22 protein-coding genes, 1 tRNA gene and 1 pseudogene are annotated in these 23,345 nt (G+C 63.6%); 14 read left to right on the top strand and 10 right to left on the bottom strand.

The window, feature by feature from the left end; all coding sequences use genetic code 11:
- Positions 1-53: 53 nt before the first annotated feature.
- On the bottom strand, positions 54-932 hold the full coding sequence (locus F3H95_RS27260) for a hypothetical protein (protein WP_188134457.1): 879 nt from the start codon (positions 930-932) through the stop codon (positions 54-56).
- Between F3H95_RS27260 and F3H95_RS27255 the strand changes: the two genes are divergently transcribed.
- A complete protein-coding gene (locus tag F3H95_RS27255; RefSeq protein WP_185969698.1) occupies positions 931-1,101 on the top strand; it encodes a hypothetical protein in 171 nt (56 codons plus the stop codon). The two genes, F3H95_RS27260 and F3H95_RS27255, sit on opposite strands and share 2 nt — an antisense overlap.
- 146 nt (positions 1,102-1,247) lie before the next feature.
- Here F3H95_RS27255 and F3H95_RS27720 read toward each other — a convergent pair.
- A pseudogene (locus F3H95_RS27720) lies at positions 1,248-1,457 on the bottom strand (hypothetical protein); the annotation flags it as partial.
- Positions 1,458-1,685: 228 nt separating this feature from the next.
- Between F3H95_RS27720 and F3H95_RS22730 the strand changes: the two are divergent.
- Positions 1,686-1,761 (top strand) — tRNA-Thr (locus tag F3H95_RS22730).
- Between the two features lie 121 nt (positions 1,762-1,882).
- Here the strand turns inward: F3H95_RS22730 and F3H95_RS22725 are convergent.
- Positions 1,883-2,275 (bottom strand): PRC-barrel domain-containing protein, encoded by a 393-nt coding sequence (locus tag F3H95_RS22725; protein WP_142880745.1) that lies wholly within the window; start codon positions 2,273-2,275, stop codon positions 1,883-1,885.
- A gap of 241 nt (positions 2,276-2,516) precedes the next feature.
- On the opposite strand from F3H95_RS22725, the gene F3H95_RS22720 reads away from it, so the two are divergent.
- The 4 genes from F3H95_RS22720 to F3H95_RS22705 all read left to right on the top strand — a co-directional run bounded on the left by F3H95_RS22720 (position 2,517) and on the right by F3H95_RS22705 (position 8,156).
- Positions 2,517-4,220: a long-chain fatty acid--CoA ligase gene (locus tag F3H95_RS22720; protein WP_149747665.1), complete on the top strand. Its 1,704-nt coding sequence runs from the start codon at positions 2,517-2,519 to the stop codon at positions 4,218-4,220.
- A gap of 125 nt (positions 4,221-4,345) precedes the next feature.
- A complete protein-coding gene (locus F3H95_RS22715; protein ID WP_149747664.1) occupies positions 4,346-5,584 on the top strand; it encodes an alpha/beta hydrolase in 1,239 nt (412 codons plus the stop codon).
- Between the two features lie 88 nt (positions 5,585-5,672).
- A complete protein-coding gene (gene pgi / locus F3H95_RS22710; protein ID WP_149747663.1) occupies positions 5,673-7,289 on the top strand; it encodes a glucose-6-phosphate isomerase in 1,617 nt (538 codons plus the stop codon).
- 9 nt (positions 7,290-7,298) lie between these two features.
- Positions 7,299-8,156 carry an SAM-dependent methyltransferase gene (locus tag F3H95_RS22705; RefSeq protein ID WP_149747662.1) on the top strand — a complete coding sequence of 286 codons (858 nt, stop codon included), beginning with the start codon at positions 7,299-7,301 and terminating at the stop codon, positions 8,154-8,156.
- Positions 8,157-8,162: 6 nt separating this feature from the next.
- On the opposite strand, the gene F3H95_RS22700 is transcribed toward F3H95_RS22705, so the two are convergent.
- From F3H95_RS22700 to pyrC, 5 genes are all read right to left on the bottom strand, one after another.
- Positions 8,163-9,512 carry a dicarboxylate/amino acid:cation symporter gene (locus F3H95_RS22700; RefSeq protein ID WP_149747661.1) on the bottom strand — a complete coding sequence of 450 codons (1,350 nt, stop codon included), beginning with the start codon at positions 9,510-9,512 and terminating at the stop codon, positions 8,163-8,165.
- Positions 9,513-9,727: 215 nt separating this feature from the next.
- On the bottom strand, positions 9,728-10,654 hold the full coding sequence (locus F3H95_RS22695; RefSeq protein WP_142880751.1) for a carbohydrate kinase: 927 nt from the start codon (positions 10,652-10,654) through the stop codon (positions 9,728-9,730).
- A 65-nt stretch (positions 10,655-10,719) separates the two neighbouring features.
- Positions 10,720-11,418: an orotate phosphoribosyltransferase gene (locus F3H95_RS22690; protein WP_149747660.1), complete on the bottom strand. Its 699-nt coding sequence runs from the start codon at positions 11,416-11,418 to the stop codon at positions 10,720-10,722.
- Between the two features lie 126 nt (positions 11,419-11,544).
- A complete protein-coding gene (locus F3H95_RS22685; RefSeq protein WP_348530081.1) occupies positions 11,545-12,714 on the bottom strand; it encodes a GGDEF domain-containing protein in 1,170 nt (389 codons plus the stop codon).
- Between the two features lie 109 nt (positions 12,715-12,823).
- Positions 12,824-13,861 (bottom strand): dihydroorotase, encoded by a 1,038-nt coding sequence (gene pyrC / locus F3H95_RS22680; RefSeq protein WP_142880754.1) that lies wholly within the window; start codon positions 13,859-13,861, stop codon positions 12,824-12,826.
- A gap of 239 nt (positions 13,862-14,100) precedes the next feature.
- Here pyrC and F3H95_RS22675 point away from each other — a divergent pair, with 239 nt between their 5' ends.
- On the top strand, positions 14,101-15,006 hold the full coding sequence (locus F3H95_RS22675) for a tetratricopeptide repeat protein (RefSeq protein ID WP_188134456.1): 906 nt from the start codon (positions 14,101-14,103) through the stop codon (positions 15,004-15,006).
- 16 nt (positions 15,007-15,022) lie between these two features.
- Here the strand turns inward: F3H95_RS22675 and F3H95_RS22670 are convergent, their stop codons facing one another.
- The gene (locus F3H95_RS22670) at positions 15,023-16,063 is read right to left on the bottom strand and encodes a proline racemase family protein (protein WP_149747658.1); all 1,041 of its coding nucleotides are present in this window, start codon (positions 16,061-16,063) and stop codon (positions 15,023-15,025) included.
- A 137-nt stretch (positions 16,064-16,200) separates the two neighbouring features.
- Between F3H95_RS22670 and cysQ the strand changes: the two genes are divergently transcribed.
- Entirely contained in the window at positions 16,201-16,983 is a 783-nt protein-coding gene (cysQ, locus tag F3H95_RS22665) for a 3'(2'),5'-bisphosphate nucleotidase CysQ (protein ID WP_149747657.1), read from the top strand.
- 14 nt (positions 16,984-16,997) lie between these two features.
- Here cysQ and hemN read toward each other — a convergent pair whose 3' ends face one another.
- Positions 16,998-18,347, bottom strand: a complete 1,350-nt coding sequence (gene hemN, locus F3H95_RS22660; protein WP_149747656.1) for an oxygen-independent coproporphyrinogen III oxidase — start codon at positions 18,345-18,347, stop codon at positions 16,998-17,000.
- 113 nt (positions 18,348-18,460) lie between these two features.
- Between hemN and F3H95_RS22655 the strand changes: the two genes are divergently transcribed.
- From F3H95_RS22655 to F3H95_RS22630, 6 genes are all read left to right on the top strand, one after another.
- The gene (locus F3H95_RS22655) at positions 18,461-19,183 is read left to right on the top strand and encodes a Crp/Fnr family transcriptional regulator (protein WP_210248580.1); all 723 of its coding nucleotides are present in this window, start codon (positions 18,461-18,463) and stop codon (positions 19,181-19,183) included.
- Positions 19,184-19,447: 264 nt separating this feature from the next.
- On the top strand, positions 19,448-20,539 hold the full coding sequence (gene rutA / locus F3H95_RS22650) for a pyrimidine utilization protein A (RefSeq protein WP_142880759.1): 1,092 nt from the start codon (positions 19,448-19,450) through the stop codon (positions 20,537-20,539).
- On the top strand, positions 20,536-21,282 hold the full coding sequence (rutB, locus tag F3H95_RS22645) for a pyrimidine utilization protein B (protein ID WP_149747655.1): 747 nt from the start codon (positions 20,536-20,538) through the stop codon (positions 21,280-21,282). Before rutA ends, rutB begins: the two co-directional genes overlap by 4 nt.
- 31 nt (positions 21,283-21,313) lie before the next feature.
- Positions 21,314-21,700 (top strand): pyrimidine utilization protein C, encoded by a 387-nt coding sequence (rutC, locus tag F3H95_RS22640; RefSeq protein WP_149747654.1) that lies wholly within the window; start codon positions 21,314-21,316, stop codon positions 21,698-21,700.
- 79 nt (positions 21,701-21,779) lie between these two features.
- On the top strand, positions 21,780-22,568 hold the full coding sequence (gene rutD, locus F3H95_RS22635; protein ID WP_142880762.1) for a pyrimidine utilization protein D: 789 nt from the start codon (positions 21,780-21,782) through the stop codon (positions 22,566-22,568).
- Between the two features lie 203 nt (positions 22,569-22,771).
- Positions 22,772-23,281, top strand: a complete 510-nt coding sequence (locus F3H95_RS22630; RefSeq protein WP_149747653.1) for a flavin reductase — start codon at positions 22,772-22,774, stop codon at positions 23,279-23,281.
- The last annotated feature ends 64 nt before the right edge of the window (positions 23,282-23,345 follow it).

Below are 23,345 nucleotides of genomic sequence, written 5' to 3'. Positions count from 1 at the left end.
TGCAGACCGAAGGTTATGGCAGGTGTGCCATGCGGACCGCATGACTGCCGGGCTCACTGCCCCGGCAGCACGCGCAGCGAATAGACCAGCACACCGGTGCCGCCGTTCAGGATATCGCTGTTGAGATAGATACGCCCCGGCTGGTTTGGCACCACGCCGCCCGGGAAGGTGACGCGGAACAGTGTGTCGGCGCGCTCCTGCGTAGCCAGCACGCGGTGTCGCGAGCAATCGCCAATGCCGGGGAAATCACAGCGCACAGCAAGCTGGACGGAGACATCGCCCACAGATTGCAGGGTCAAGGCCATGGTGGAGGTCTTGCCCGCCAGTTCGCGCAGAATGGCGGCCGGCACCTCGACGGCCACCTCGCCATTGGCATTCGGCACGGCAGAGGTAATCTTCAGCGCCGGCCCATCGGCCATGGCAACGGTTTCGACGGTCGCGGCAGAGCCGGCGGTCGCCACAGCCTTGCGGTCAGGACCGAACACTTCCAGCCAGTCCGCCGAAAAGCCGCGCTGCGGATCGAAATGCGACGGGGCGCCCGCGCCATCCTGTTCAGAACGCTGCGCGACCTGGCCGGAAAGACCGGTTTCGCGCAGCATCAGCGCCTGCAACAGGCCGGTATTCGCCGCCCACCAGAGGCCGATGCCCGCAAGAATGAGAAAGGTGAACAGGGTAAACAGGCTGGAGAGCACACCACCGCGCCGGCGACGACGCCTTTCGCCTGGAACGGCAGGCGCAAGACCATCCTTCGCCCTCCCCCCGGAGGCGGCCTTTGCCTTGCGGCCGCGCGACACCTTCTGCGGACGCCCAGCTTTGCCAAGGGGATGCGTTGCCGGCCGTTCGGCCGAGCGCTCGGCGCGCATGCCATCCAGACCGCCAAGGACTGCCTCGCCCGCCTGCGGCGCGCTCGCCGCGGGAGAGGAAACAGCCATGTCAAGACTTGCTTCAGGTGGCATGCCTGCGGCCGGCGCTGCATCGCGACGCACGGCAGACACGCTGGGTGCAGGAGCAGAAGCCGCACTGGCACTGCGTGTGGCCGTCACGTCAGGGGCCGGAGGCGAGACGCTCGGTGCGGACGCGGCACCGGCACCTGGAACATGATTCGTAGAAACGGCCGAATCCGGGGCCGGGGCGGCAGGTTCCACGGTCTCTGGCGCGGCAGGGTGTCGGGCTTGACCACCGTCATCGCGTCCGGACAGCCCAACGGAAGGCATGATCGCCAGGAGATCCGGCGCGTCATCCGGCACGCGGGCACGTTCTTCCGCCTCGATCTCGCGGATCTTCGCCTCCAGCCGCCGGCGTTCGGCGTCGATCACGGCGTCATCAGTGACCTCCTGCTTGCGCAGTCCCGCCTCCAGCGCCTGCCGGGCCGACTGGTAGATGCGAGCGCGGAGATCGGCGTCGCCGCGGTCGCTCCGCGCCAGCGCATTCCTGATTGCCGTTTCCAAACCGCTCACTGCCTGCCCTTTGCTTCCATCCGAACCCGTACCGCTCCTCGGTAAACGCTCGCCCGACGATCCGCAAGCGCCACCGCAAAGCCCTGCTTGTAAGGCCATACAAGGCGGGCTGATGGCAAATCATGCCGCAAGATGGAAAAGAAGCGAAAATCCACACTTGAAATCTCTCCGCTTTGCCTGTATCAGCCGCCCCACACCGCCGGTCCAGTGCTGGACAGAGGCGCGCAGGCCGCTTTAGCTCAGTCGGTAGAGCACATCATTCGTAATGATGGGGTCACGTGTTCGAGTCACGTAAGCGGCACCATTCTCACCATCTCTCGATTGATTGCCCGAAATTTTCGTGCATCAGACATCTATCTCCCGCGCATGCAAAACCCCGCCTCTGATGGCAGAGACGGGGTTCGCGAGGCGGACTGCAGCGCGGCTTACATCCAGTAGGGCGGCACGCCGTAGTAGTCGTAGACCGTGCGATCGTTGTTGCGATAGAAGCGGTCGTCGTCGAGGTTGTCGAAACGCGGGGCGGCGGTGATCTGGTCCTTGGTCAGGTCGATACGGTAGCCGTCGAGTTCCTCGTCATAGCGCAGCTTTTCCCAGGGCAGCGGGTAGTAATCGTCGCCGATCCCCAGGAAGCCGCCGAAGCTCAGCACGGCATAAGCCACCCTGCCGCCGCGCTTTTCCAGAATCACGCGCTCGATGCTGCCGATGCGCTTGCCGTCGGCGCCATAGACGCGCGTACCTTCCACCTTGTCGCTGGCGATCAGCGCGTAGCTATCCTTCACGTAAGGGTCCTGTCCGGCCTTCGGTTCCTGATGCAACATGATGTGCCTCCTCTCGTTTGGCTGTGGATAAGGACCGAACGCGCTTCGCGGCCAACATGTTCCAGCCCCAGGAGAAGATGCGGGCCGGATCGGGACACTTCCACAATATTGACGTTTACGTCAAAGTTATTTAGCTTTTGCCGTCAGCTGGTGTAGGATCGCCTGCATGGTCAGGAAGGGGTCGCATGTCCGGAGTGGAGGCCGGGCGTGAGACTCGCCAAACGGAGGAGAAAAGGCCGCCATGACTCACATGTCTCATGCACCGACGAAACAGGCGGCCGATCGTATCTGGCTTGCATCCTATCCCCCCACGGTGCCGGCCGACCTGCCTCCCCTTGCGCATCGCTCGCTCGGCCATCTGTTCGAGGAAAGCTGCCTGCGCTATGCCGAGCGCGTTGCCTTTTCCAGCATGGGCAGGGAAATGACCTTCCGGGATCTGGAGGAGGCCAGCCGCCAGGTGGCCGTCTGGCTGCAGGGCATGGGGCTTTCCAAGGGCGACCGGGTGGCGGTGATGATGCCGAACATCCTCCAGAACCCCGTCACCGTCTATGGCATCTTGCGGGCTGGCCTCGTGGTGGTCAACGTCAACCCGCTCTACACGCCGCGCGAGCTGGAGCATCAGCTGAACGATTCCGGGGCGCGGGCGATCTTCGTGATGGAAAACTTCGCCCACACCGTGCAGCAGGTGGTGGCACGCACGCCGGTGCGCCATGTCATCGTCACCACCATGGGCGACATGCTGGGCCTCAAGGGCCATATCGTCAATCTGGTGGTCCGCCGTATCAAGAAGCTGGTGCCGGCCTGGTCCATTCCGTCCGCCCTCTCCTTCCGCCAGGTTCTCTCGGCTGGCGCGCGAGGCACGCTGACACCGGTCGACATGGGCCTCGATGACCTTGCCTTCCTGCAATATACCGGCGGCACCACGGGCATTTCCAAGGGCGCGATGCTGACGCACCGCAATCTGCTCTGCAACAAGGACCAGATGAGCTACTGGCTGGACAGCGCCTTTCTGCGCCAGAAGCGGCCGGACGTGCTGAACTTTCTCTGCGCCCTGCCGCTTTATCACATCTTCGCGCTGACGGTGAATTCGCTGATGGGCATTGCCACCGGCAGCCACAACGTGCTGATTGCCAATCCGCGCGATCTGCCGGCGCTGGTGAAGGAGATCGAGAAGCATCGCATCCACATCTTTCCAGGACTGAACACGCTGTTCAATGCGCTGATGAACAACGAGCAGTTCCGCAAGCTCGATCACTCCTCGCTGATCCTGGTGTTTGGCGGCGGCATGGCAGTGCAGAGGCCGGTGGCGGAGCGCTGGTACGAGATGACCGGCTGCGCAATCACCGAAGGTTACGGCCTTTCGGAAACCTCACCGGTGGCAACGGCAAATCGCGTGGACGTTACAGACTTCACTGGCACCATCGGCCTGCCCGTCTCCTCCACCGAGGTGACGATTCGCGATGAGGACGGCACGATCCTTACCCATGGCGAAGTGGGCGAGATCTGCATCCGCGGCCCGCAGGTGATGGCTGGCTACTGGAACCGCCCGGACGAGACGGCGAAGGCGATGACCGCGGACGGCTATTTCCGCTCCGGCGACATGGGCTACATGGATGCGCGCGGCTATATCAAGATCGTCGACCGCAAGAAGGACATGATCCTGGTCTCCGGCTTCAACGTCTATCCGAACGAGGTGGAGGAAGTGGCCGCCATGCATCCCGGCGTGCTGGAATGCGCGGCCATCGGCGTGCCGGACGAGAATTCAGGCGAGGCGGTCAAGCTCTTCGTGGTGAAGAAGGATCCGGCGCTGACGGAGACGGCGCTCAAGGCCCATTGCGCCGAGAACCTGACCAACTACAAGCGGCCGAGGCACATCGAGTTTCGCACCGAACTGCCAAAATCACCGGTCGGCAAGATCCTCCGGCGCGAACTGCGCACGAAGTGACGAATCCGTATTATCGTCACGAAACGTGATGGCGGCCGGATGGACGGATCCGGTCGCGCGCCCTAGAAAGAACTGCGATTGTCTGGCCCGGCCGGACGCCCCGTCCTCAAGCCCCGGTGTCCGCCTTGTCCAAGCCCACCTCCCTGTCCGCGATCGCCCTGCTTGGCCTACTCACGCTTCTGTCCGGCTGCGCCAGCCGTGCGGAAGGCGTGCTGGTGCCGATTGCGGTCGAAAACCCGGCCACCTCCAAGGTCAATGTGCTGGTCGCCACCACCCGCAAGGAATCGGATGTGCCCGGCATGCTCTATTCCGGCGAGCGGGGACAGAAGCCGGAGGTGACGGCAATCACCGTCTCCATTCCGCCGGACAAGAGCCGCAAGATCGGCCAGGTGCAATGGCCGCGTCGTCTGCCGCCTGATCCGATGAAGGATTTCGCCACCACCAAGGTGGAGCCCTACAATCGCGGCGAGGCGCGCGCCTGGCTAAGGCGGCAGCTGCCGCCGAGCGGCCGCGTTCTGGTCTTCGTGCACGGCTTCAACAACCAGTATGAGGATGCTGTCTATCGCTTTGCGCAGATCGTGCATGACAGCGGCGCGGATGTGGCGCCGGTGCTGTTCACCTGGCCTTCGCGGGGCAGCGTCTTTGCCTACAATTATGACAAGGAAAGCACCAACTATTCCCGCCACGCGCTGGAAGACCTGCTGCGCGACCTCTCCAAGGAGGCGCGCGTGCGGGACATCACCGTGATGGCCCATTCCATGGGGTCGTGGCTGACGGTAGAGGCGCTGCGGCAGATGGCAATCCGCGATGGCCGCGTCACCCCCAAGATCCGCAACGTGATCCTCGCCTCCCCCGATCTCGACGTCGACGTGTTCGGTCAGCAGATGGCGGAAATCGGCCATCCGCGTCCGGCCTTCACGCTGTTCGTCTCGCAGGATGACCGGGCGCTCAATCTCTCGCGCCGTATTTCCGGCAATGTCGATCGCCTCGGCCAGGTGGATCCGCGTGTGGAACCCTACCGTTCCGCCTTCGAGAAAGCCGGCATCACCGTGCTGGATCTGACGGCACTACAGGGCGGCGATGCGCTGAACCACGGCAAGTTCGCCGAAAGCCCGGAGGTGGTGCGCCTCATCGGCAACCGGCTGATCGCCGGCCAGACGGTGACGGATTCGCCGGTGGGGCTCGGCGAAAGCATCGGCGCGCTGGCGGTCGGCACGGCGCAGACGGTGGGCAGTGCGGCAAGCGTTGCCGTCAGCGCTCCGATTGCCGTTTTCGATCCGCGCACGCGCCGCACCTATACCGAACAGGTGGATCGCTTTGGCCAGAGCCTGGGCGGCACGCTGCAAACGGCCGTCGGACAGTAAAGAGAACCGTCTTTGCCCTTGCCGTGCTTGATTTGACATGGAAAGCGAATAGGTTCCTCTCACCCACTGATGACCCTTGAGGAGTGCCATGCAGGCGATCGTCGAACAGCTGAAATCCACCGCCGCCGCCACCCATGCGACGGATATCCGCGCCGCCTTTGCCGCCGACAGCGCCCGCTTCGACACATTCAGCGCCCGGTTTGACGACCTGCTGATGGACTATTCGAAATGCGCCGTGAACGCGGAGATCATGGCCCTGCTCGAAAGCCTTTTCATCGAGGGCGGCGTGGCGGCAAAGCGCGAGGAGATGTTCTCCGGCAAGGCGATCAACTTCACCGAAAACCGCGCCGTGCTGCACACCGCGCTGCGCAACCGCTCCAACACGCCGGTGCTGGTCGACGGCAAGGACGTGATGCCGGATGTGAACGCGGTGCTTGCCGCGATGGGCGCATTTGCGGACGGTATCCGCTCCGGCGCGCTGAAGGGGGCGACCGGCAAGGCGATCACGGATGTCGTCAACATCGGTATCGGCGGTTCGGATCTCGGCCCGGTCATGGCAACGCTGGCACTTGCGCCCTTCCATGACGGCCCGCGCGCGCATTTCGTCTCCAATGTCGACGGCGCCCATATTGCCGATACGCTGAAGCTGCTCGATGCGGAAACCACGCTGTTCATCGTCGCCTCCAAGACGTTCACCACCATCGAAACGATGACGAATGCGGCCTCCGCCCGCGCCTTCATCGCCGATGCGCTCGGCGAAAGCGCCGTGAAGCATCACTTCGCCGCCGTGTCCACCGCGCTCGACAAGGTCGCCGCCTTCGGCATCGACAGCGACCGGATTTTCGGTTTCTGGGACTGGGTCGGCGGCCGCTATTCAATCTGGTCGGCCATCGGCCTGCCGCTGATGCTGGCGATAGGCCCGAAGAACTTCGAGGGTTTCCTCGCCGGCGCCCATGCCATGGACACGCATTTCCGCGAGGCGCCGGTGCGCCAGAACCTGCCGGCGCTGCTCGGCCTTCTCGGCTATTATCACCGCAACGTGCTGAACTATCCCTCGCGCGCCATCCTGCCCTATGACCAGCGCCTGTCGCGCTTCCCGGCCTATCTGCAGCAGCTCGACATGGAATCGAACGGCAAGGGGGTCACCATCGACGGCACGCCGGTCGAGGGGCAGTCCGGCCCGGTGGTCTGGGGCGAGCCCGGCACCAACGGCCAGCACGCCTTCTACCAGCTGATCCACCAGGGCACGAGCGTCATCCCGGCGGAATTCATGGTGGCGGCCAAGGGCTTCGAACCGCATCTGCGCCACCAGCACGAACTGCTGATCGCCAATTGCCTCGCCCAATCGGCAGCTCTGATGAAGGGCCGCACGCTGGAGGAAGCCAAGGCGCAGCTTCTGAAATCGGGCATGGACGAGGCCAAGGCCGACCATATCGCGCCGCACCGCGTCTTTACCGGCAACCGTCCGTCGCTGACCTTCGTCTACGACCAGCTGACGCCGTTCGCGCTGGGACGCCTGATCGCCCTTTATGAGCACCGCGTCTTCGTGGAAGGCGTGCTGTTCCGCATCAACTCCTTCGACCAGTGGGGTGTGGAGCTGGGCAAGGAACTGGCGACCGGCCTTCTGCCGGTGGTGCAGGGCAAGACCGGCACCGATGGGCAGGATGCCTCGACCGCAGGGCTGGTCAAGGCGCTGATCGGCTGAGGCGACCCGATGCGCCTCGCCGGTCCCAGCAAGACGGCACGGGGAGCCGCAGGCTACCGTGCCGCGCACCAGACGATCGACGGGGCAACCGTGTTCCGCGACCCCTTCGCCCGCCTCATTCTGGAACCGGAGGCGCTGGCGGAGGCCGATGAGCGGGCGCGCGATCCTGCGTCGCGCGGCATTCGGCTGTTCATGGCGGCAAGAAGCCGTTTCGCCGAGGATTGCCTTGCCGTCGCCGCCGCAGAGGGCGTGCGGCAGGTGGTGGTGCTCGGCGCCGGCCTCGATACGTTCGGTCTGCGCAATCCCTATCGCGAACTCGGCCTGACGGTTTTCGAGGTGGATCAACCGTCGACGCAGGCATGGAAACGGGCACGGCTGTCTGCGGCGAAACTGCGCGAACCCTCAGAGCTGGTCTGGGTGCCGGTCGATTTCGAGACCGACGCTCTGGCGGACAAGCTGCGGGAGGCGGGTTTCGAAGCTAATCGGCCCGCCTTCTATATCTGGCTGGGCGTCACGCCCTACCTCCAACGCGACACGGTTCTGTCGCTGCTGCGGCTGGTGGCATGCGCGCCAGATGCCAGCATCGTCTTCGATTATTCCGAGCCGCTCGACAACTACCCGACGGAACGACGACCCGCGATGGCTGCGATGGCCGAGCGGGTGGCCAGTGCCGGTGAGCCCTGGATCACGCTGCTCGATCCGCACGAGATCCACGCAGCCCTCACCGCGATGGGCTATGCCGCCATTAAGGATCTGGGACCGGGCGATGTAGCGGCCCGCTATTATGGTCCCGAGCATGCGCAAAGCCGCGGCGGCACCGGCCCCCATCTCGTGCATGCGCGGATGAAGGCCGGCGGAGCGCGTTAGGCGCGATTATTCGGCCGGCGCCAAGACGGGATCGAGCGCGTCGATCCCTTCCTCGCGATCATAGGCGGCCTGATCGAGAATACCCTGGCGCTTGGCGACCAGCGTCGGCACCAGCGCCTGACCGGCGACGTTGACGGCCGTGCGGCCCATGTCGAGGATCGGATCGACGGCAAGCAGCAACCCGACGCCCTGCAGCGGCAGCCCGAGCGTGGAGAGCGTCAGCGTCAGCATCACGGTTGCCCCCGTCAGGCCGGCTGTGGCGGCCGAGCCGATGACCGAGACGAAGACGATCAGGAAATATTCCTGCACGCCGAGCGGCACGCCATAGAACTGCGCCACGAAGATCGCCGAGATGGCCGGATAGATCGCCGCACAGCCATCCATCTTGGTGGTGGCGCCGAGCGGCACGGCAAAGGCCGCATATTCGCGCGGCACGCCGAGATTGCGCTCCGTCACCTGCTCCGTCAGCGGCAGCGTGCCGATCGAGGAACGCGAGACGAAGGCAAGCTGGATGGCCGGCCAGGCGGAGGCGAAGAAGCGGGCCGGGCTCAGACCATGCGCCAGCAGCAGCAACGGATAGACGACGAAGAGCACGATGGCGAGGCCGATATAGATCGCGCCGGAGAACCAGCCGAGCGAGGCGAGCGCCTCCCAGCCATAGACGGCGACCGCGTTGCCGAGCAGGCCAATGGTGCCGATCGGCGTCAGCCGGATGATCCACCAGAGGATCTTGCGGGTGATGGCCAGCAGCGAGCGGTTGAAGGCGAGGAAGGGCTCTGCCTTTTCGCCCACCTGCAGCGCGGCAATGCCAACGGCAATCGACACCACGAGGATCTGCAGGACGTTGAAGTTGAGCGCCGTGGTGGCGCCACCCTGGCTGATCTTGGTGGAGGCCTGCAGGCCAAGCAGGTTGGCGGGAACGAGCCCCTTCAGGAAATCCAGCCAGGAGCCGGTGCTGGAGGGTGCGGCCGCAGCGGTGGCGGCAAGCCCCGTATTCAGCCCCGGCTGGATGAGAAGGCCGAGCGCAATGCCGATGACGACAGCAATCAGTGCGGTGATCGCAAACCACAGCAGCGTCTGCCAGACGAGGCGGGCGGCATTGTTGAGCTCGCGCAGATTGGCGATGCTGGCGACGATGGCGGTGAAGATCAGCAGTGGCACCAGCGCGCGGAGCAACTGCACGAAGATGGAGCCGACGGTGGAGAGGGTCTGCACCAGCCAGTTCGGGCCTGCATCGGTCGGCCCGATCTGGCGCGCGACATAGCCCAGCACCAGACCGATGACCATGGCGCTCAGCACCTGAAAACCAAAGGACGTGTGAAAGGGCTTTGCGGCCCTTGCAGCAGATGACGACATGATGATGTGTCCCAACAGGAAAAGCGGTCGCAGCTTGAGCGCGACCTTTCGGAAGATGCCCAAATTATGGCTCTTGCGCCCGAATTATCAACCGTACTCATTCCGCATTGCGGACAAACTGCAAAAATTTATTGCAGATGCACGGCATTTCACCAAAGAAAATGCCGGGACAGAGCCTGCCCCGGCAGTGGATGCATCCTGCGGAGATCTGCGGCTCAGAGGCCGATCTCGTGCGCGAAGGGCGGATTGGCGCCGGCGCGCGAGACGGTGACGGCGGCGGCCTTGGCACCGAGCGCCAGCGCATCGCGCACAGCCTGCTCGGAAAGGCCTGCGACCTTCTGCTTGGTCAGCAGGTTCTGACGCTTCAGCGAGGCGAGAATGCCCGCATCGAAGGTATCGCCGGCACCGACCGTATCCACCACCGTGACGCGCTCGGCGGGAACCACGACCTTGAAGCCGGCCGTATAGCCGACAGCACCTTCCGCGCCGCGGGTGATGACGACGAGCTTTGCCCCCTGCCCCAGCCAGTAGGCTGCCAGCGTATCATGATCGCCGTGCATGCCGAACCATTCCAGGTCCTCATCCGAGAACTTGATGATGTCGGACATGGCGGCCATGCGGGCCACACGGCCGTGATGCTTTTCACGGTCCTTGATGAAGCCGGGGCGGATGTTCGGATCGAAGGAGATGACGCGGCTCTGGTATTCGCGCGCCATCAGCGTCTCGTAGGTTTCGCCGCAGGGTTCGGGGATCAGGCTGATCGCACCGAAATGCATGGCCTCGATTTCCGGTCCAAGCTCCGGCAGGTCCTCGCGCGAGAGCATGCGGCCGGCGGTGCCTTCATCATAGAAGGCATAGGTTGCCTGGCCGTTGACCAGCTTGACGAAGGCGATTGTCGTGGGACGCGAGGCCGTGGCGCAGAAGCGATAGTCGACATGGCTCTGCTTCAGCGTCTCACGCAGGATGTCGCCCATCATGTCATCCGAAAGGCCGGTGAAGAAGCCGGTCGGCTGGCCGAGGCGGCCGAGCGCAATCGCCGTGTTGAAGATGGCACCGCCAGCATAGGGCGCAAACCCGTTTTCCCCGCGCGTGGTTTCACGCGGCAGCATGTCGATGAGGGCCTCTCCACAGCACAAGATCATTGTCGTCCTCCAAAAGCCGAACCGGTCTTCAATCGATTAAATCAGCCTGATGAAAAAGGCCAGCCTCAGCTGGCCGGCAATTCGCCGACACCGCCATGACGGGCAGACCAGGCGAGCGGCGCATCGAGGAAGCTTTCGACTTCCGCAAGCGTCCCCTCGTCGAACAGCCTGTCCGCCTTGGCAACGGCCAGCACCTCGCGCCAGGTGGCAATGTAGTGCAGCTTCACCTTGCCATTGGCAAAGCGGGCTTCCGCTTCCGGGAAGAAGCCATAGTAGAACAGGGCGATGGCATGATCGATGACGCCGCCTGCCGCACGCACCGCATCGATGAAGGTAAACATGCTGCCGCCGACCGTCGTCAGGTCCTCGATGACGAGAACGCGCGATCCCTCCGGCATATGGCCCTCGATCTGGGCGGCGCGGCCATGGCCCTTCGGCTTCTTGCGCACATAGATCATCGGCAGCGCCAGGCGATCAGCCAGAAGCGCGGCAAAGGGAATGCCCGCCGTTTCGCCGCCGGCCACGCAATCGAACGTTTCGAAGCCGGCCTCGCGCGTCACGACAGAGGCGGCGAAATCGATGATGGTGGAGCGGATGCGGGGGAAGGACAAAAGCTTGCGGCAATCGATATAGACCGGGCTCGCCATGCCGGAGGCGAGCTTGTAAGGCTCCTGCGGCCGGAAGTGCACCGCCCCGATTTCCCACAGCATCCGTGCCATCAGTTCCGCCATCACGGGGCGGTCGGGGTAAGTCAGCATGACCATGTGCGTCTCCTTCCAGTCGTCTGCTGCGGCAATAGCAGCAAGCTCCTCGCGAGACCAGAACCACCAGGGGAATTGACGCGGCAGAGGCGGCATTTTTCCATGCTGTGGCTGGCAGACGGATTATGCTCAGGCGGTGGTGCGGGTGGCCACAGGCGGGGACGCATCGGGCGCCGCCACCATGGTGCGGTTGCGACCGTTGCGCTTGGCCTCGTAGAGCGCGCTGTCGGCCGCACTCAGCATGCCGTCGAAATTGCGTCCGGCGGCAAGACCATAGGCAATGCCGGCGCTGACGGTGACGCGGAAGGAAAGGCCGGCCGCCTGCATGTCGCGCTCGGCGAAATTGCGACGGATGCGTTCGGCGAGCCATTCGGCATAGCCCGGGGCCGCGGTCATCAGCACGGCGGCGAATTCCTCACCGCCGAGCCGGGCCGCGGTGCTGACCCCAACGGCATCCTTCAGCTCGTCGGCCAGGGCACAGATCACCCGGTCGCCCGCTGCATGGCCATACTGATCGTTGACTGTCTTGAAGCGGTCGATGTCGAAAACGATCACCGCCATTTCATGCGAGAAGGTGTCGCGCTCGTGCCGCTCAAACAGGGCTCGGCGGTTGTTGAGACCCGTCAGCGCATCGGTCATGGCCTCGCGGCGATGACGCGCGGTGATCCGTCCCTGATGGACCATCAGCGAGAGTGCGCCAACCCCGGTCATGCCGGCAATGCTGAGACCGGTATTGATGTCCTCGGCCCAGTTGGTCGGGGCATGCCCGAGCACCCACTGTCCCTCATGGATGAGAACAAGGGCACAGAGCACGAAAGAAAGCCCCGTTGCTCCATAGAGAATGGCCATGCCGGTCAGCGCGCCGGGCGATTCCCGCCGGGCCTTCGCATATTCGGCGGCCGTACCGAACAACATGAAGGCCGAAAAGATGTTGAGGGCGACGAAGCCGATCCCGTCATAACCGATCAGCATGAAGGGAGCCGTCATCAAAACGGCGGGTGGCGCGATGGACATTACATGCGGCACGGGCGAGCGCCCGGTTCGGAACTGGAAGGCGGCCGCATAGATAATGGCAAAGCCGATCAGAACCAGCACGAAGCAGAGCGCACCCAGCGCGCCCGATGGACTTTCCGTATAGTAGCTGTAGGAAAAGATGCCCGGCACGAGAAAAGCCATGCCGATGACCCAGCTCAGCAGGAAGCCATCGCCCCGTCTGGCGAACCATGTGCCGAACAGGGTGAGCAGCAGACACAGCGCCGATACCCCCAGCGATATGACCAGCGTCTTGTAATCAAGCATCATGCCCGCCCAGATCAAACGGCTCAGTCACACACCTCTTATAGACGAAGTGTAAAGACTTCTTCCACTCTTCGGTTCCGACGGCGTGCCGCAGCGGCGGAAATATTGCCTAGCGGACCTGCCAGTGCAGCGGGAACATCGGGTCGAACACGGTGATCGGACCGGCCTGCGTATCACGCTTCGCCGGATAGGAAACAGGCGCGTCCTGCCGCTCCAGAACCATGATCTCCTCATTGGCGGGCAGGCCGTACCAGGCCGGACCGTTCAGCGAGGCGAAGGCTTCCAGCTTCTCCAGCGCATGCTCTTCTTCGAAGACATGCGCCAGGCAGCTCATGGTGTTGATCGAGGTATAGATGCCGGCGCAGCCGCAGGCGCATTCCTTGAGCGGATCCACATGCGGGGCAGAATCGGTGCCAAGGAAGAAGCGCGGATCGCCAGAGGTCGCCGCCTTGCGCAGCGCCTGCCGGTGATGCTCGCGCTTGGCAACCGGAAGGCAGTAGTAATGCGGCCGGATGCCGCCGACGAGGATCGCGTTGCGGTTGATGATCAGGTGGTGGGTGGTGATCGTCCCTGCCAGATTGCGGTCGGCGGCCAGAATGTAATCGACGCCGTCCTTGGTCGTCACATGTTCCATGGTGACTTTCAGCTCCGGCAGGCGGCGGCGGATGACCTCCAGCTTCTCCTCGATGAACACAGCCTCGCGGTCGAAGATATCCACCTCCGGCGTCGTCACCTCGCCATGCACGCAGAGCGGCAGGCCGATCTTCGCCATGCGCTCCAGCACCGGCATGGCCTTGTCCAGATCGCGCACGCCGCCATGCGAATTGGTGGTGGCGCCGGCCGGATAAAGCTTGACCGCAGTAATAAGGCCGCTCGTCTTGCCCTCTTCCACATCGTCCGGGTTTGTGTGTTCTGTAAGGTAGAGCGTCATCAAAGGCTCGAAGCGATCGCCTGCGGGAACCGCCGCCAGGATCCGCTCGCGATAGGCACGGGCATCCTCGGTCGTCACTACCGGCGGCACGAGGTTCGGCATGATGATGGCACGCCCGAAATGCCGGCTGGTATCACCGATCACCGACTGCAGCACCGCGCCATCGCGCAGGTGCAGGTGCCAGTCGTCCGGGCGGCGAAGGCTGAGGGTCTTCATGAGCGCTGTTCCGATGTTTCGTTGTTGGAAGACGCCATAGCATCTGAGAGCAAAGATCGACAACCGAGCACCCCTCTCTTTTTCGTCACATGGCGGGCTGCCCGAGGGGTCTGCGCGATCATCTCGTCGTGAACGCCAGGCGCGGGCGGAACCGGTTGGGCGATGCCGCGTTCGTTAAGCAATCCTTAAGATCAGGACCGGAGAGAACAATGAAAAGCCGCGTTTCCAGGATCAGTCGCATGTCTTTCCTCTGCGCCGGCACCGTGCTGGCGTTTGGGGCGTTCACCGTGGCACCGGATGCGCATGAACGAGCGCAACAGGTGGTGGCCGGAACCATGCAGGACGCGTGCGACCGGATGGCGGGCAGCCCCTACGACCAGAGCCGCAATCCGGCCTATGCGCCGGTCGGCCTGGACAGCATCGCGCCGGATGCGGTGACCGCCTGCAAGGTGGCCTTCGAAGCCAGCGGCAACCCGCGCTTCGCCTTCCAGCTTGGCCGCGCGCTGAACCGCACCGATGCCGCCGACCAGGCGATGGCCGCATACGAGACGGCGGCGAATGCCGATTATGCGGCAGCCAAGGTCAATCTCGGCATGCTGCTTGGCCGGCTTGGCGACAGCAACCGCGAATTCGAGATGTATCGCCAGGCCGCCGAGGCCGGCAACACGCTCGCCGCCTATAATCTGGGTGTCGCCTATCGCGACGGGATCGGCACGGAGCGCGACGGAAAGCAGGCGCTGCACTGGTTCGAAACGGCGGCTGCCGCAGGCGACAGCACGGCTGCCTTCAACATCGGCTCCATGTATGACGAGGGCGAACTGGTGGCCGAGGACAACCAGATGGCCATTGCCTGGTATGATCTCGCCGCCAAGCGCGGCAATGCCGACGCCATGATCAATCTCGGCCTGATGTACGAGACCGGCGAAGGCATTCCGGTCAACCGCGAAGCCGCCGCCAGGCTCTATGCGCAGGCTGCCGCCACCGGTGATACCTTCGGTGCGCTGAAACTGCAGGAACTGCAGCAGGCAGGCGTCACGCTGCCGGAACAACACCCGGCGCCGGCAGTCACAGAAAATGGCGGCATCGATACGCTGGTCCTGCAGGAGGGCGATGTTGCCGTTCCCTCCAGCCTGATCGAAATCTGAGCTGCATCGACAACCGTCAGCCGGGAATGTCGCCGGCCGACGGCCCCCACACATCGGTCATGGCAAAACCTGCGGCCAGAGGATCAAAGGGATCGAGCGCCACCATCTGCTGGCCGAAGGTGAAGCCACGTCCGCTGATGGTCGGGACCACCGCCGGGCGGCCGGCAATCTCCGTAAGCGATGACAGACCAACAAGGAACTCCGACCCGATGATGGAGCGTGAGGTGAAGACATCGCCCTCCTTCACCTTGCCGCGCGCATGAAGCGTGGCCAGATTGGCGGAATTGCCCGTGCCGCAGGGCGAGCGATCGGCCCTGCCCGGCCACATGGTGGTACAGGTGCGCACGGCACCGTCAGGATCAATATCGCGGAACATCACGTAAGCAACGCCTGAGACAGCCGGAATGGTGGGATGCACCACCGGATAGGCGGCGTTCACCTGCGCCTTCAGCTCCATGCCGGCTGCCACGAGGGCTGCGGCGTTGTGCTTCTCTATCGTAAGTCCAATCTGACGCACATCGACCAGGGCATAGAAGACGCCGCCATAGGCGAGATCGAGTGTCACCTTACCCCAGCGCGTATCGAGCACCACGTCGAGCTGCTCGACGAAGGAAGGCACCATGGTGAGTTCGACGCGCTCGCAGCGCCCGTCCCGGCAGGTCGCGCGAGCCTTCACCAGACCGGCCGCCGTTTCCAGCGTCACGATGGTCTCGGGTTCCTGCATCTCCACCATGCCGGATTCGAGAAGCGCCGTCGTCACGCAGATGGAGTTCGAACCGGAGCTCGCATGCGCCTGATCCGGCTGCAGGATCACGAAGGCTGCATCGGCCTCTGGATGCGTCGGTGGCAGGAGGAGATTGACGGAACCGATCGGATTGCCGCGCGGCTCAAGGCACAGGAAGCGGCGCAACTCCTGTCCCTTCGGATCGCTGTTCAGCCATGCCAGGCGTTCGGCGGTCGAGGCGCCCGGAATGTTCGGAACGCCGCCAATCGCCACCTTGCCGATTTCCCCCTCGGCATGCACGTCCAGCAACTGCATCGTCCGTTTCCAGCGCATGACTTTTCCTTCTCTGGTCTTCAGCCGCAGATGACGCGACGGCGCCCATATTGCGCCGCATGGCTCCGCCCGCAAGCCGGTGCATTTGCTTTTTCCGCCGCGATACCGCATCAGGGAACCGGAATAAGGGACATGCTATGCTGACGATTTTCGAAGAAGCGGCCCATGCGGCCGGACGTGTCATTCTGGAAGTCTACGCGCGCGGCTGCGCGGTGGAGACCAAGCCGGATGCCACCCCGGTGACGGAAGCCGATATTCGCGCCGAGGACACCATCCTCACCCTGCTCTCCCGCCATCTGCCGGATATCCCAGTCGTCGCGGAGGAGCAGGTGGCGGCGGGTCGCGTGCCGGATGTGTCGGGCGGGCGCTTCCTGCTGATTGATCCGCTCGACGGCACGCGCGAATTCATCAGCCGCAACGGCGAGTTCACCGTCAACATCGCCCTTGTCGAGAACGGCGTGCCGGTGGCCGGCGTTGTCCATGCGCCAGCGCTTGGCCTCACCTATCTCGGCGATGCGACCGGCGCTTACAAGCTGACGCAGGATGACGCACTGAGGCCGCTGATGCGTCAGCCGATTACCGTCCGGCCGGTTGCGACGCCGCCGGTGGCACTCGCCAGCCGCTCCCATCAGGATCCGGAAACAGCCGCCTGCCTGCAACAGCTGGGCGTCGCCGAATGCCGCAATATCGGCTCCTCCCTGAAATTCGGATTGCTGGCGGAAGGGCTGGCGGACGTCTATCCACGCTTCGGCCGCACCATGGAATGGGATACGGCGGCGGGTGACGCCGTGCTGCGGGCCGCCGGCGGCATGACGCTGGAAATCGACGGAACACCGCTGGCCTATGGGAAGCGCCAGCGGCCGGATATGGCGGATTTTGCCAATCCGGCCTTCATGGCCTGGGGCCGACGCGAGTCCTGAGACGGTAGCCCGCCTCAGACCGCCACGGAATGCCGTGCCGTGCCGCGCCCGAAATATTCATCGAAGCGCGCGGCAATGGTGCGCACGAACATCTGGCCCTCGGGCAGCACGTCGAAACGGTCCCCGTCGAAGGCGGTAAAGCCATCGGTGTCCTGCTGGTGAATGCGGGCGGCTTCAGCCTGTATATGTTCGGCCACCGGACCATGACGCTGCTTGAGGTCGTGCACCGAAAAACGATAGGAGCACATCAGCGCCTCGATGGCATCGCCCACCACGCGGTCGATATCGCTCAAGCCAAAGCCGCGCGCCACCGGCAGGCGCCCCTCATGCACATGGCGCATATATTCGTTCGTCGCGACGATGTTCTGCACATAGCCGCCATCCACGCGGCCGATGGCCGAGGCGCCGAGGCCGATGAGGGCGGGCGCGCGATCCGTCGTATAGCCCTGGAAGTTGCGCTTGACCGCGCCCTTCTCCTGCGCCAGCGCCAGACTGTCGCCGGGGCGTGCGAAGTGGTCGATCCCGACGGCAAGATAACCGGCCCCCTGCAGCCGTTCGCCAATCAGGCGTACCATCTCGAAGCGCTCCTCGATGCCGGCCAGCGCCTTCTCGTCGATCAGTGTCTGGTGCTTCTTCATCCACGGCACATGCGCATAGCCGAAGATGGCGAAGCGATCAGGTTCCATGGACAGCGCCATGTCGAGCGTCTTGGCCAGGCTGGCCCGCGTCTGGTGCGGCAGGCCGTAGACGACATCCAGATTGATGCCGCCAATACCGAGCTCCCTCAGCAGGCTGACGACCCGTTCGGTCTGGCGGAAGCTTTGCGGACGGTTGATCGCCGTCTGCACGACAGAATCGAAATCCTGCACGCCGACGCTTGCCCGCGTCATGCCGAAATCGCGCCAGGCCGCCAGCTTGACCGCGTCGACATAGCCCGGATCGATCTCGACGCTGACCTCCAGCGTGCTCTCCAGATCGAAATGTCGCTCCAGCACCTGGCGCAGCCGGCTAAGGTCCTCGGTCGACAGGATCGTCGGAGACCCGCCGCCGAAATGGATGGTGCCGACGGTGCGGCGACGCGGCAGACAGTGCGCGACGAGCGCGATCTCCGCAATCAGCGCATCCACATAGGCCGCGACGGGCTCGTAGCGTCGCACCTGCTTGGTGTGACAGCCGCAATACCAGCAAAGGCGATCACAGAAGGGAATGTGCAGATAGAGCGACAGCGGCGTGTCGTCCTCTTCACCCGACAGCCACCCGGCATAGGTTTCGGCATCGACGCCATCGTGAAAATGCGGCGCGGTGGGATAGCTCGTATAGCGCGGTACGGGCGCCGAATACCGGCGGAGAAGTTCTGGCTGCATGGCATCTTCCTTTCCAGCCCAAACTAGGAAGGGAATTTCGGGGCGACCTTGATCAAGATCAATTTTGCCATTGCGGAAGTCCGGCACAGAGACGGTCAGGAAGGTGAGACGCCATGGACATCAGCCGCCACGACATTCACAGCTGCGACATTCCAAGCCTCTGCAAATCCTGCGAGGTGCGCCACAAGGGCATGTGCGGGGCCCTGAACCCCGACGAACTGACGCTGCTGTCGCGCCATACGCGCCAGATCGAACACCCCTCCGGCGAGGAACTGGTGGGCGAAAGCACGCGTGTAGAAGCCTATGACAATCTCATGCGCGGCGTGGTGAAACTGTCCAAGACGCTGGAAGACGGGCGCCAGCAGATCGTCGGGCTGCAGTTCGCGCCCGATCTCGTCGGCCGGCTCTATGCCGGCGAGAGCCCGATGACGGCTGAGGCCGCCTCGGACGTGGAGGTCTGCCGCGTGCCGCGCGCCACGCTGGAGCGGCTGATCGAACGCAATCCGGCGCTGCGCAAGCGGCTGATGGATCAGTCGCTGCGCGAACTGGACGAGGCGCGCGACTGGATGGTGACGCTCGGCCGCAAGACGGCGGCGGAGAAGGTGGCAAGCCTGCTGCTGCTGATCGCCACCCATCTCGATCCGGAAGCCGCCGGCGAGCGACGGATCTTCGACCTGCCGATGTCGCGCCTCGACATGGCCGATTATCTCGGCCTCACCATCGAAACCGTTTCGCGCCAGTTCTCGCGGTTGAAGAAAGACGGCATCATCACCATCACCGCCAACCGGCACATCGAGGTCTTGAGCCTTGCCAAGCTGCAAGCCCGTTGCGGCTGATGGATGCCAGACGCTCGCAGAAATGCGCGCACAAATTTTCACCTCAGACTGACAAAGATCAAAAATGCGCCAGATCGGCGCTTACGGCGCAGGCATGACGCCCAAAATTTATTGATCGTCCGGTAAATTTTTGACCTTTTGATAAATTTTTTCCGCTCCATTTCTTCAAGTCATTGATTGAATTGACGTTTATCAAGATGGCACGGTGATTGCATTTCTTCTGGCACAACGGGGCGTCAGCCCCACCACAGAGGGAGCAACACGATGGAAATTGGCGTCTTCATTCCGATCGGCAACAATGGCTGGCTGCTGTCGGAGAATGCCCCGCAATACAAGCCGAGCTTCGAACTCAACAAGGCGATCACGCTGAAGGCCGAGCAGTATGGCTTCGACTTCGCGCTCTCGATGATCAAGCTGCGCGGCTTTGGCGGCAAGACGGAATTCTGGGACTACAATCTCGAAAGCTTCACGCTGATGGCTGGGCTTGCTGCCGTCACCTCGAAGATCAAGCTGTTCGGCACCGCCGCCACCCTCGTGATGCCGCCGGCCATCGTCGCGCGCATGGCCACCACGATCGATTCGATCTCCGGCGGCCGCTTCGGCGTCAACCTCGTCACCGGCTGGCAGCGTCCGGAATACAGCCAGATGGGGCTGTGGCCGGGCGATGACTACTTCGCCGATCGCTACGAATACCTCACCGAATATACGACCGTGCTGAAGGACCTGCTGACCACCGGCCAGTCGGACCTGAAGGGCAAGTATTTCCAGATGGACGATTGCCGCATGAAGCCCGTGCCGCAAGGGGATGTGAAGCTGATCTGCGCCGGCTCTTCCAATTCCGGCATGGCCTTCTCGGCTCAGTTTGCCGATTACAGCTTCTGCTTCGGCGTCGGCGTCAATACGCCGAAGGCCTTTGCGCCGACCAATGAGCGCCTGCTGGCCGCCACCGAAAAGAGCGGCCGTGACGTGCGCTCCTTCGTGCTGACCATGGTGATTGCCGAGGAAACGACGGAAGCGGCCTTTGCCAAGTGGGAGCATTACAAGGCCGGCGCCGACGAGGAAGCCATCAAGTGGCTCGGCCTGCAGAGTGCCGCCGACACCAAATCCGGTTCCGACACCAATGTCCGCCACATGTCGAACCCCGTCTCGGCCGTCAACATCAACATGGGCACCCTGATCGGCTCCTATGCGGAGGTGGCGGCGATGCTCGACGAGATGAGCGAAGTGCCCGGCACCGGCGGTGTGATGCTGACCTTCGACGATTTCCTGGAAGGTATCGAGAAATTCGGCCGATACGTGCAGCCGCTGATGAAGAGCCGTGCCCACATCAACCAGATGCTGGAGGCCGCGGAATGAACGACACCGTTGTTGCGGGCTACCAGCCCCGTCCGGAACGGACAAAAAGCGTAACACTGCCGGCGCGCCCGGAGCCGATCACACTCAAGCCCTCGGAAACGGCCGTCGTCGTGGTCGACATGCAGAACGCCTACTCCACCGAAGGCGGTTATGTCGATCTCGCCGGCTTCGACATTTCCGGCGCGAAGGGCACCATTGCGAATATCGGCAGGACGCTGGATGCCGCACGCGCGGCCGGCGTGCTCGTCGTCTATTTCCAGAACGGCTGGGATCCGGATTATGTCGAGGCCGGCGGCCCCGGCTCGCCGAACTGGCACAAGTCGAATGCGCTGAAGACGATGCGCAAGCGACCGGAACTGCAGGGCAAGCTGCTCGCCAAGGGCACCTGGGATTATGCGATCGTCGATGCGCTGCAACCGAAGCCCGGTGACATCCTGGTGCCGAAGACGCGCTATTCCGGCTTTTTCAACACCAACATGGACAGCGTGCTGCGTGCCCGCGGTATCCGCAACCTCGTCTTCGTCGGCATTGCCACCAATGTCTGCGTGGAAAGCTCGCTGCGAGACGCCTTCCACCTCGAATATTTCGGGGTGATGCTGGAGGACGCGACCCATCATCTGGGGCCCGACTTCATCCAGCAGGCGACGGTCTACAATGTCGAAAAATTCTTCGGCTGGGTATCCACCGTCAACGATTTCTGCGGCGCGATCGGCCAGGCAGCCCCTGCCGACGCCGCCGAATGAACAGCCACAACCAACAACGGAGAGAGTGAGAATGCCGAAGACCATCGTCGTTCCGGAAGGCACGCAGAAGCCGATCGCCCCCTATTCGCCCGGCACCCTTGCCGATGGCGTGCTCTATGTGTCCGGGACCCTTCCCTTCGACAAGAACAATGACGTGGTGCATGTCGGCGACGCCGCCGCCCAGACCCGCCACGTGCTGGAAACCATCAAGTCGGTCATCGAAACCGCCGGCGGCACGATGGAAGACGTGACCATGAACCACATCTTCCTGACCGACTGGTCGAACTACCAGGCGATCAACAAGGTCTATGCGGAATATTTCCCGGGCGACAAGCCGGCCCGCTACTGCGTGCTCTGCGGTCTGGTGAAGCCGGACGCGCTGGTGGAGATTGCGACCGTGGCGCATATCGGGAAGTAACCGTCTGCATGTGTGGTTACCCCCCTCGGCCCTGTCGGGCAGAGGGGGGGCCCGACGTCAACATCAACCAGAGCACTCCATGCATTACGATATCCACGGCCTGACCGCGCCAGACGCTCCCACCATCCTGCTCTCCTCCGGGCTTGGCGGCTCCGGCGCCTACTGGACACCGCAGATCGCAGCGCTTGCGGAAAAATTCCGCGTCATCACCTATGATCATCGCGGCTGCGGCCGCACCGGCGGGACGGTTCCGGAAGAGGGCGGCATTGCCGCCATGGCGGACGACGTGCTGGAAATCGTCGAGTCTCTGAATCTCCAGAAATTCCATCTCATGGGCCATGCGCTGGGCGGCCTGATCGGGCTTGACCTCGCGCTGCGCCGGCCGGACCTGATCGACAGGCTGATCCTCGTCAATGCCTGGAGCAAGGCCGATCCCCATTCCGGCCGCTGCTTCGACGTGCGCCTCGAACTGCTGAACCGCTCCGGCGTCGAAGCCTTCGTGAAAGCGCAGCCGCTGTTTCTCTATCCCGGCTGGTGGATGAGCGAGAATGCCGAGCGTCTCGCCGCCGATGACGCGCATGGTGTCGCACATTTCCAGGGCAAGGAGAATGTGACCCGCCGCATCGCGGCCTTGCGCGCCTTCGACGTGGATGCGCGTCTCTCCGAGATTGCGGCGAGAACGCTGGTGATTGCCACGCGGGACGATCTTCTGGTGCCCTACCCGCGTTCACTCAGACTGGTGGAGGGATTGCCGAACGCCACGCTCTCTCTCATGGAAAGCGGCGCCCATGCCGTCAACGTCGTCTTCCCGCAGGCCTTCAACCAGAGGATCCTTGATTTTCTGGTACCGGCTGGCGAGCCGGGCTAAGCCGCGCATGATCCGGGACCGGCAGACAGACATTCGTGACGTGCTGCTGAACCGGCACGCACCTGGATCGTAGAATGCCACGCCGGGCAGATTTTGCCCGCAACTGCCTGAAATGCTTTATCTGCCCCTGCCACCGCAATTCCGGACGCAACACCGCTCCGCGTTCCCTGCAGGAATTGCTGCAACCTTTCTGGAGTTCTCGCATGTCCGCTGCCCCCGCCCCGATTTCCACCACAGACGAGGACCGCCGGCTTGCCTATCGCAATGCCATGGCGCGGATGGCCGCCGCCGTGACGATCGTCACCACCGATGGCCCGGGCGGCCGGGCCGGCTTTGCCGCCACCGCCGTCTGCAGCGTCTCCGACGATCCGCCGACCCTCATCGTCTGCCTCAACCGCAGCTCTTCCGCCTATCGCGCGGTCAGCGTCAATCAGGTGGTCTCGGTCAACGTTCTGTCGGCGGATCATATCGAGGTAAGCCGTCTGTTCGGCGGAAAGACCCCGGTGGAGGAACGCTTTGCCGCAGCCTCCTGGTCGGTCGGCGCAACCGGCTGCCCGCGGCTAGACGATGCCCTCGCCTCCTTCGATTGCCGCATCCGCTCGGTGGCGGATGGCAGCACCCATGACGTTCTGTTTTGCGAGGTGGATACGATTCGCAACCGTGGGGACGGAGATGCACTCGTCTACTTCGACCGCGGCTACCGCACCGTCTGAACCGGCGGACAGATGACCAAAGGAATGAAGCCGTGACGCCTGGCGTCGCGGCTTTCTGACATTT

It is taken from the genome of Rhizobium sp. RU35A (genome assembly GCF_900156005.1).
In the GTDB taxonomy this organism is placed as follows: Bacteria; Pseudomonadota; Alphaproteobacteria; order Rhizobiales; family Rhizobiaceae; genus Neorhizobium; species Neorhizobium straminoryzae.
This window is presented reverse-complemented; position numbering and strand designations above follow the sequence as displayed.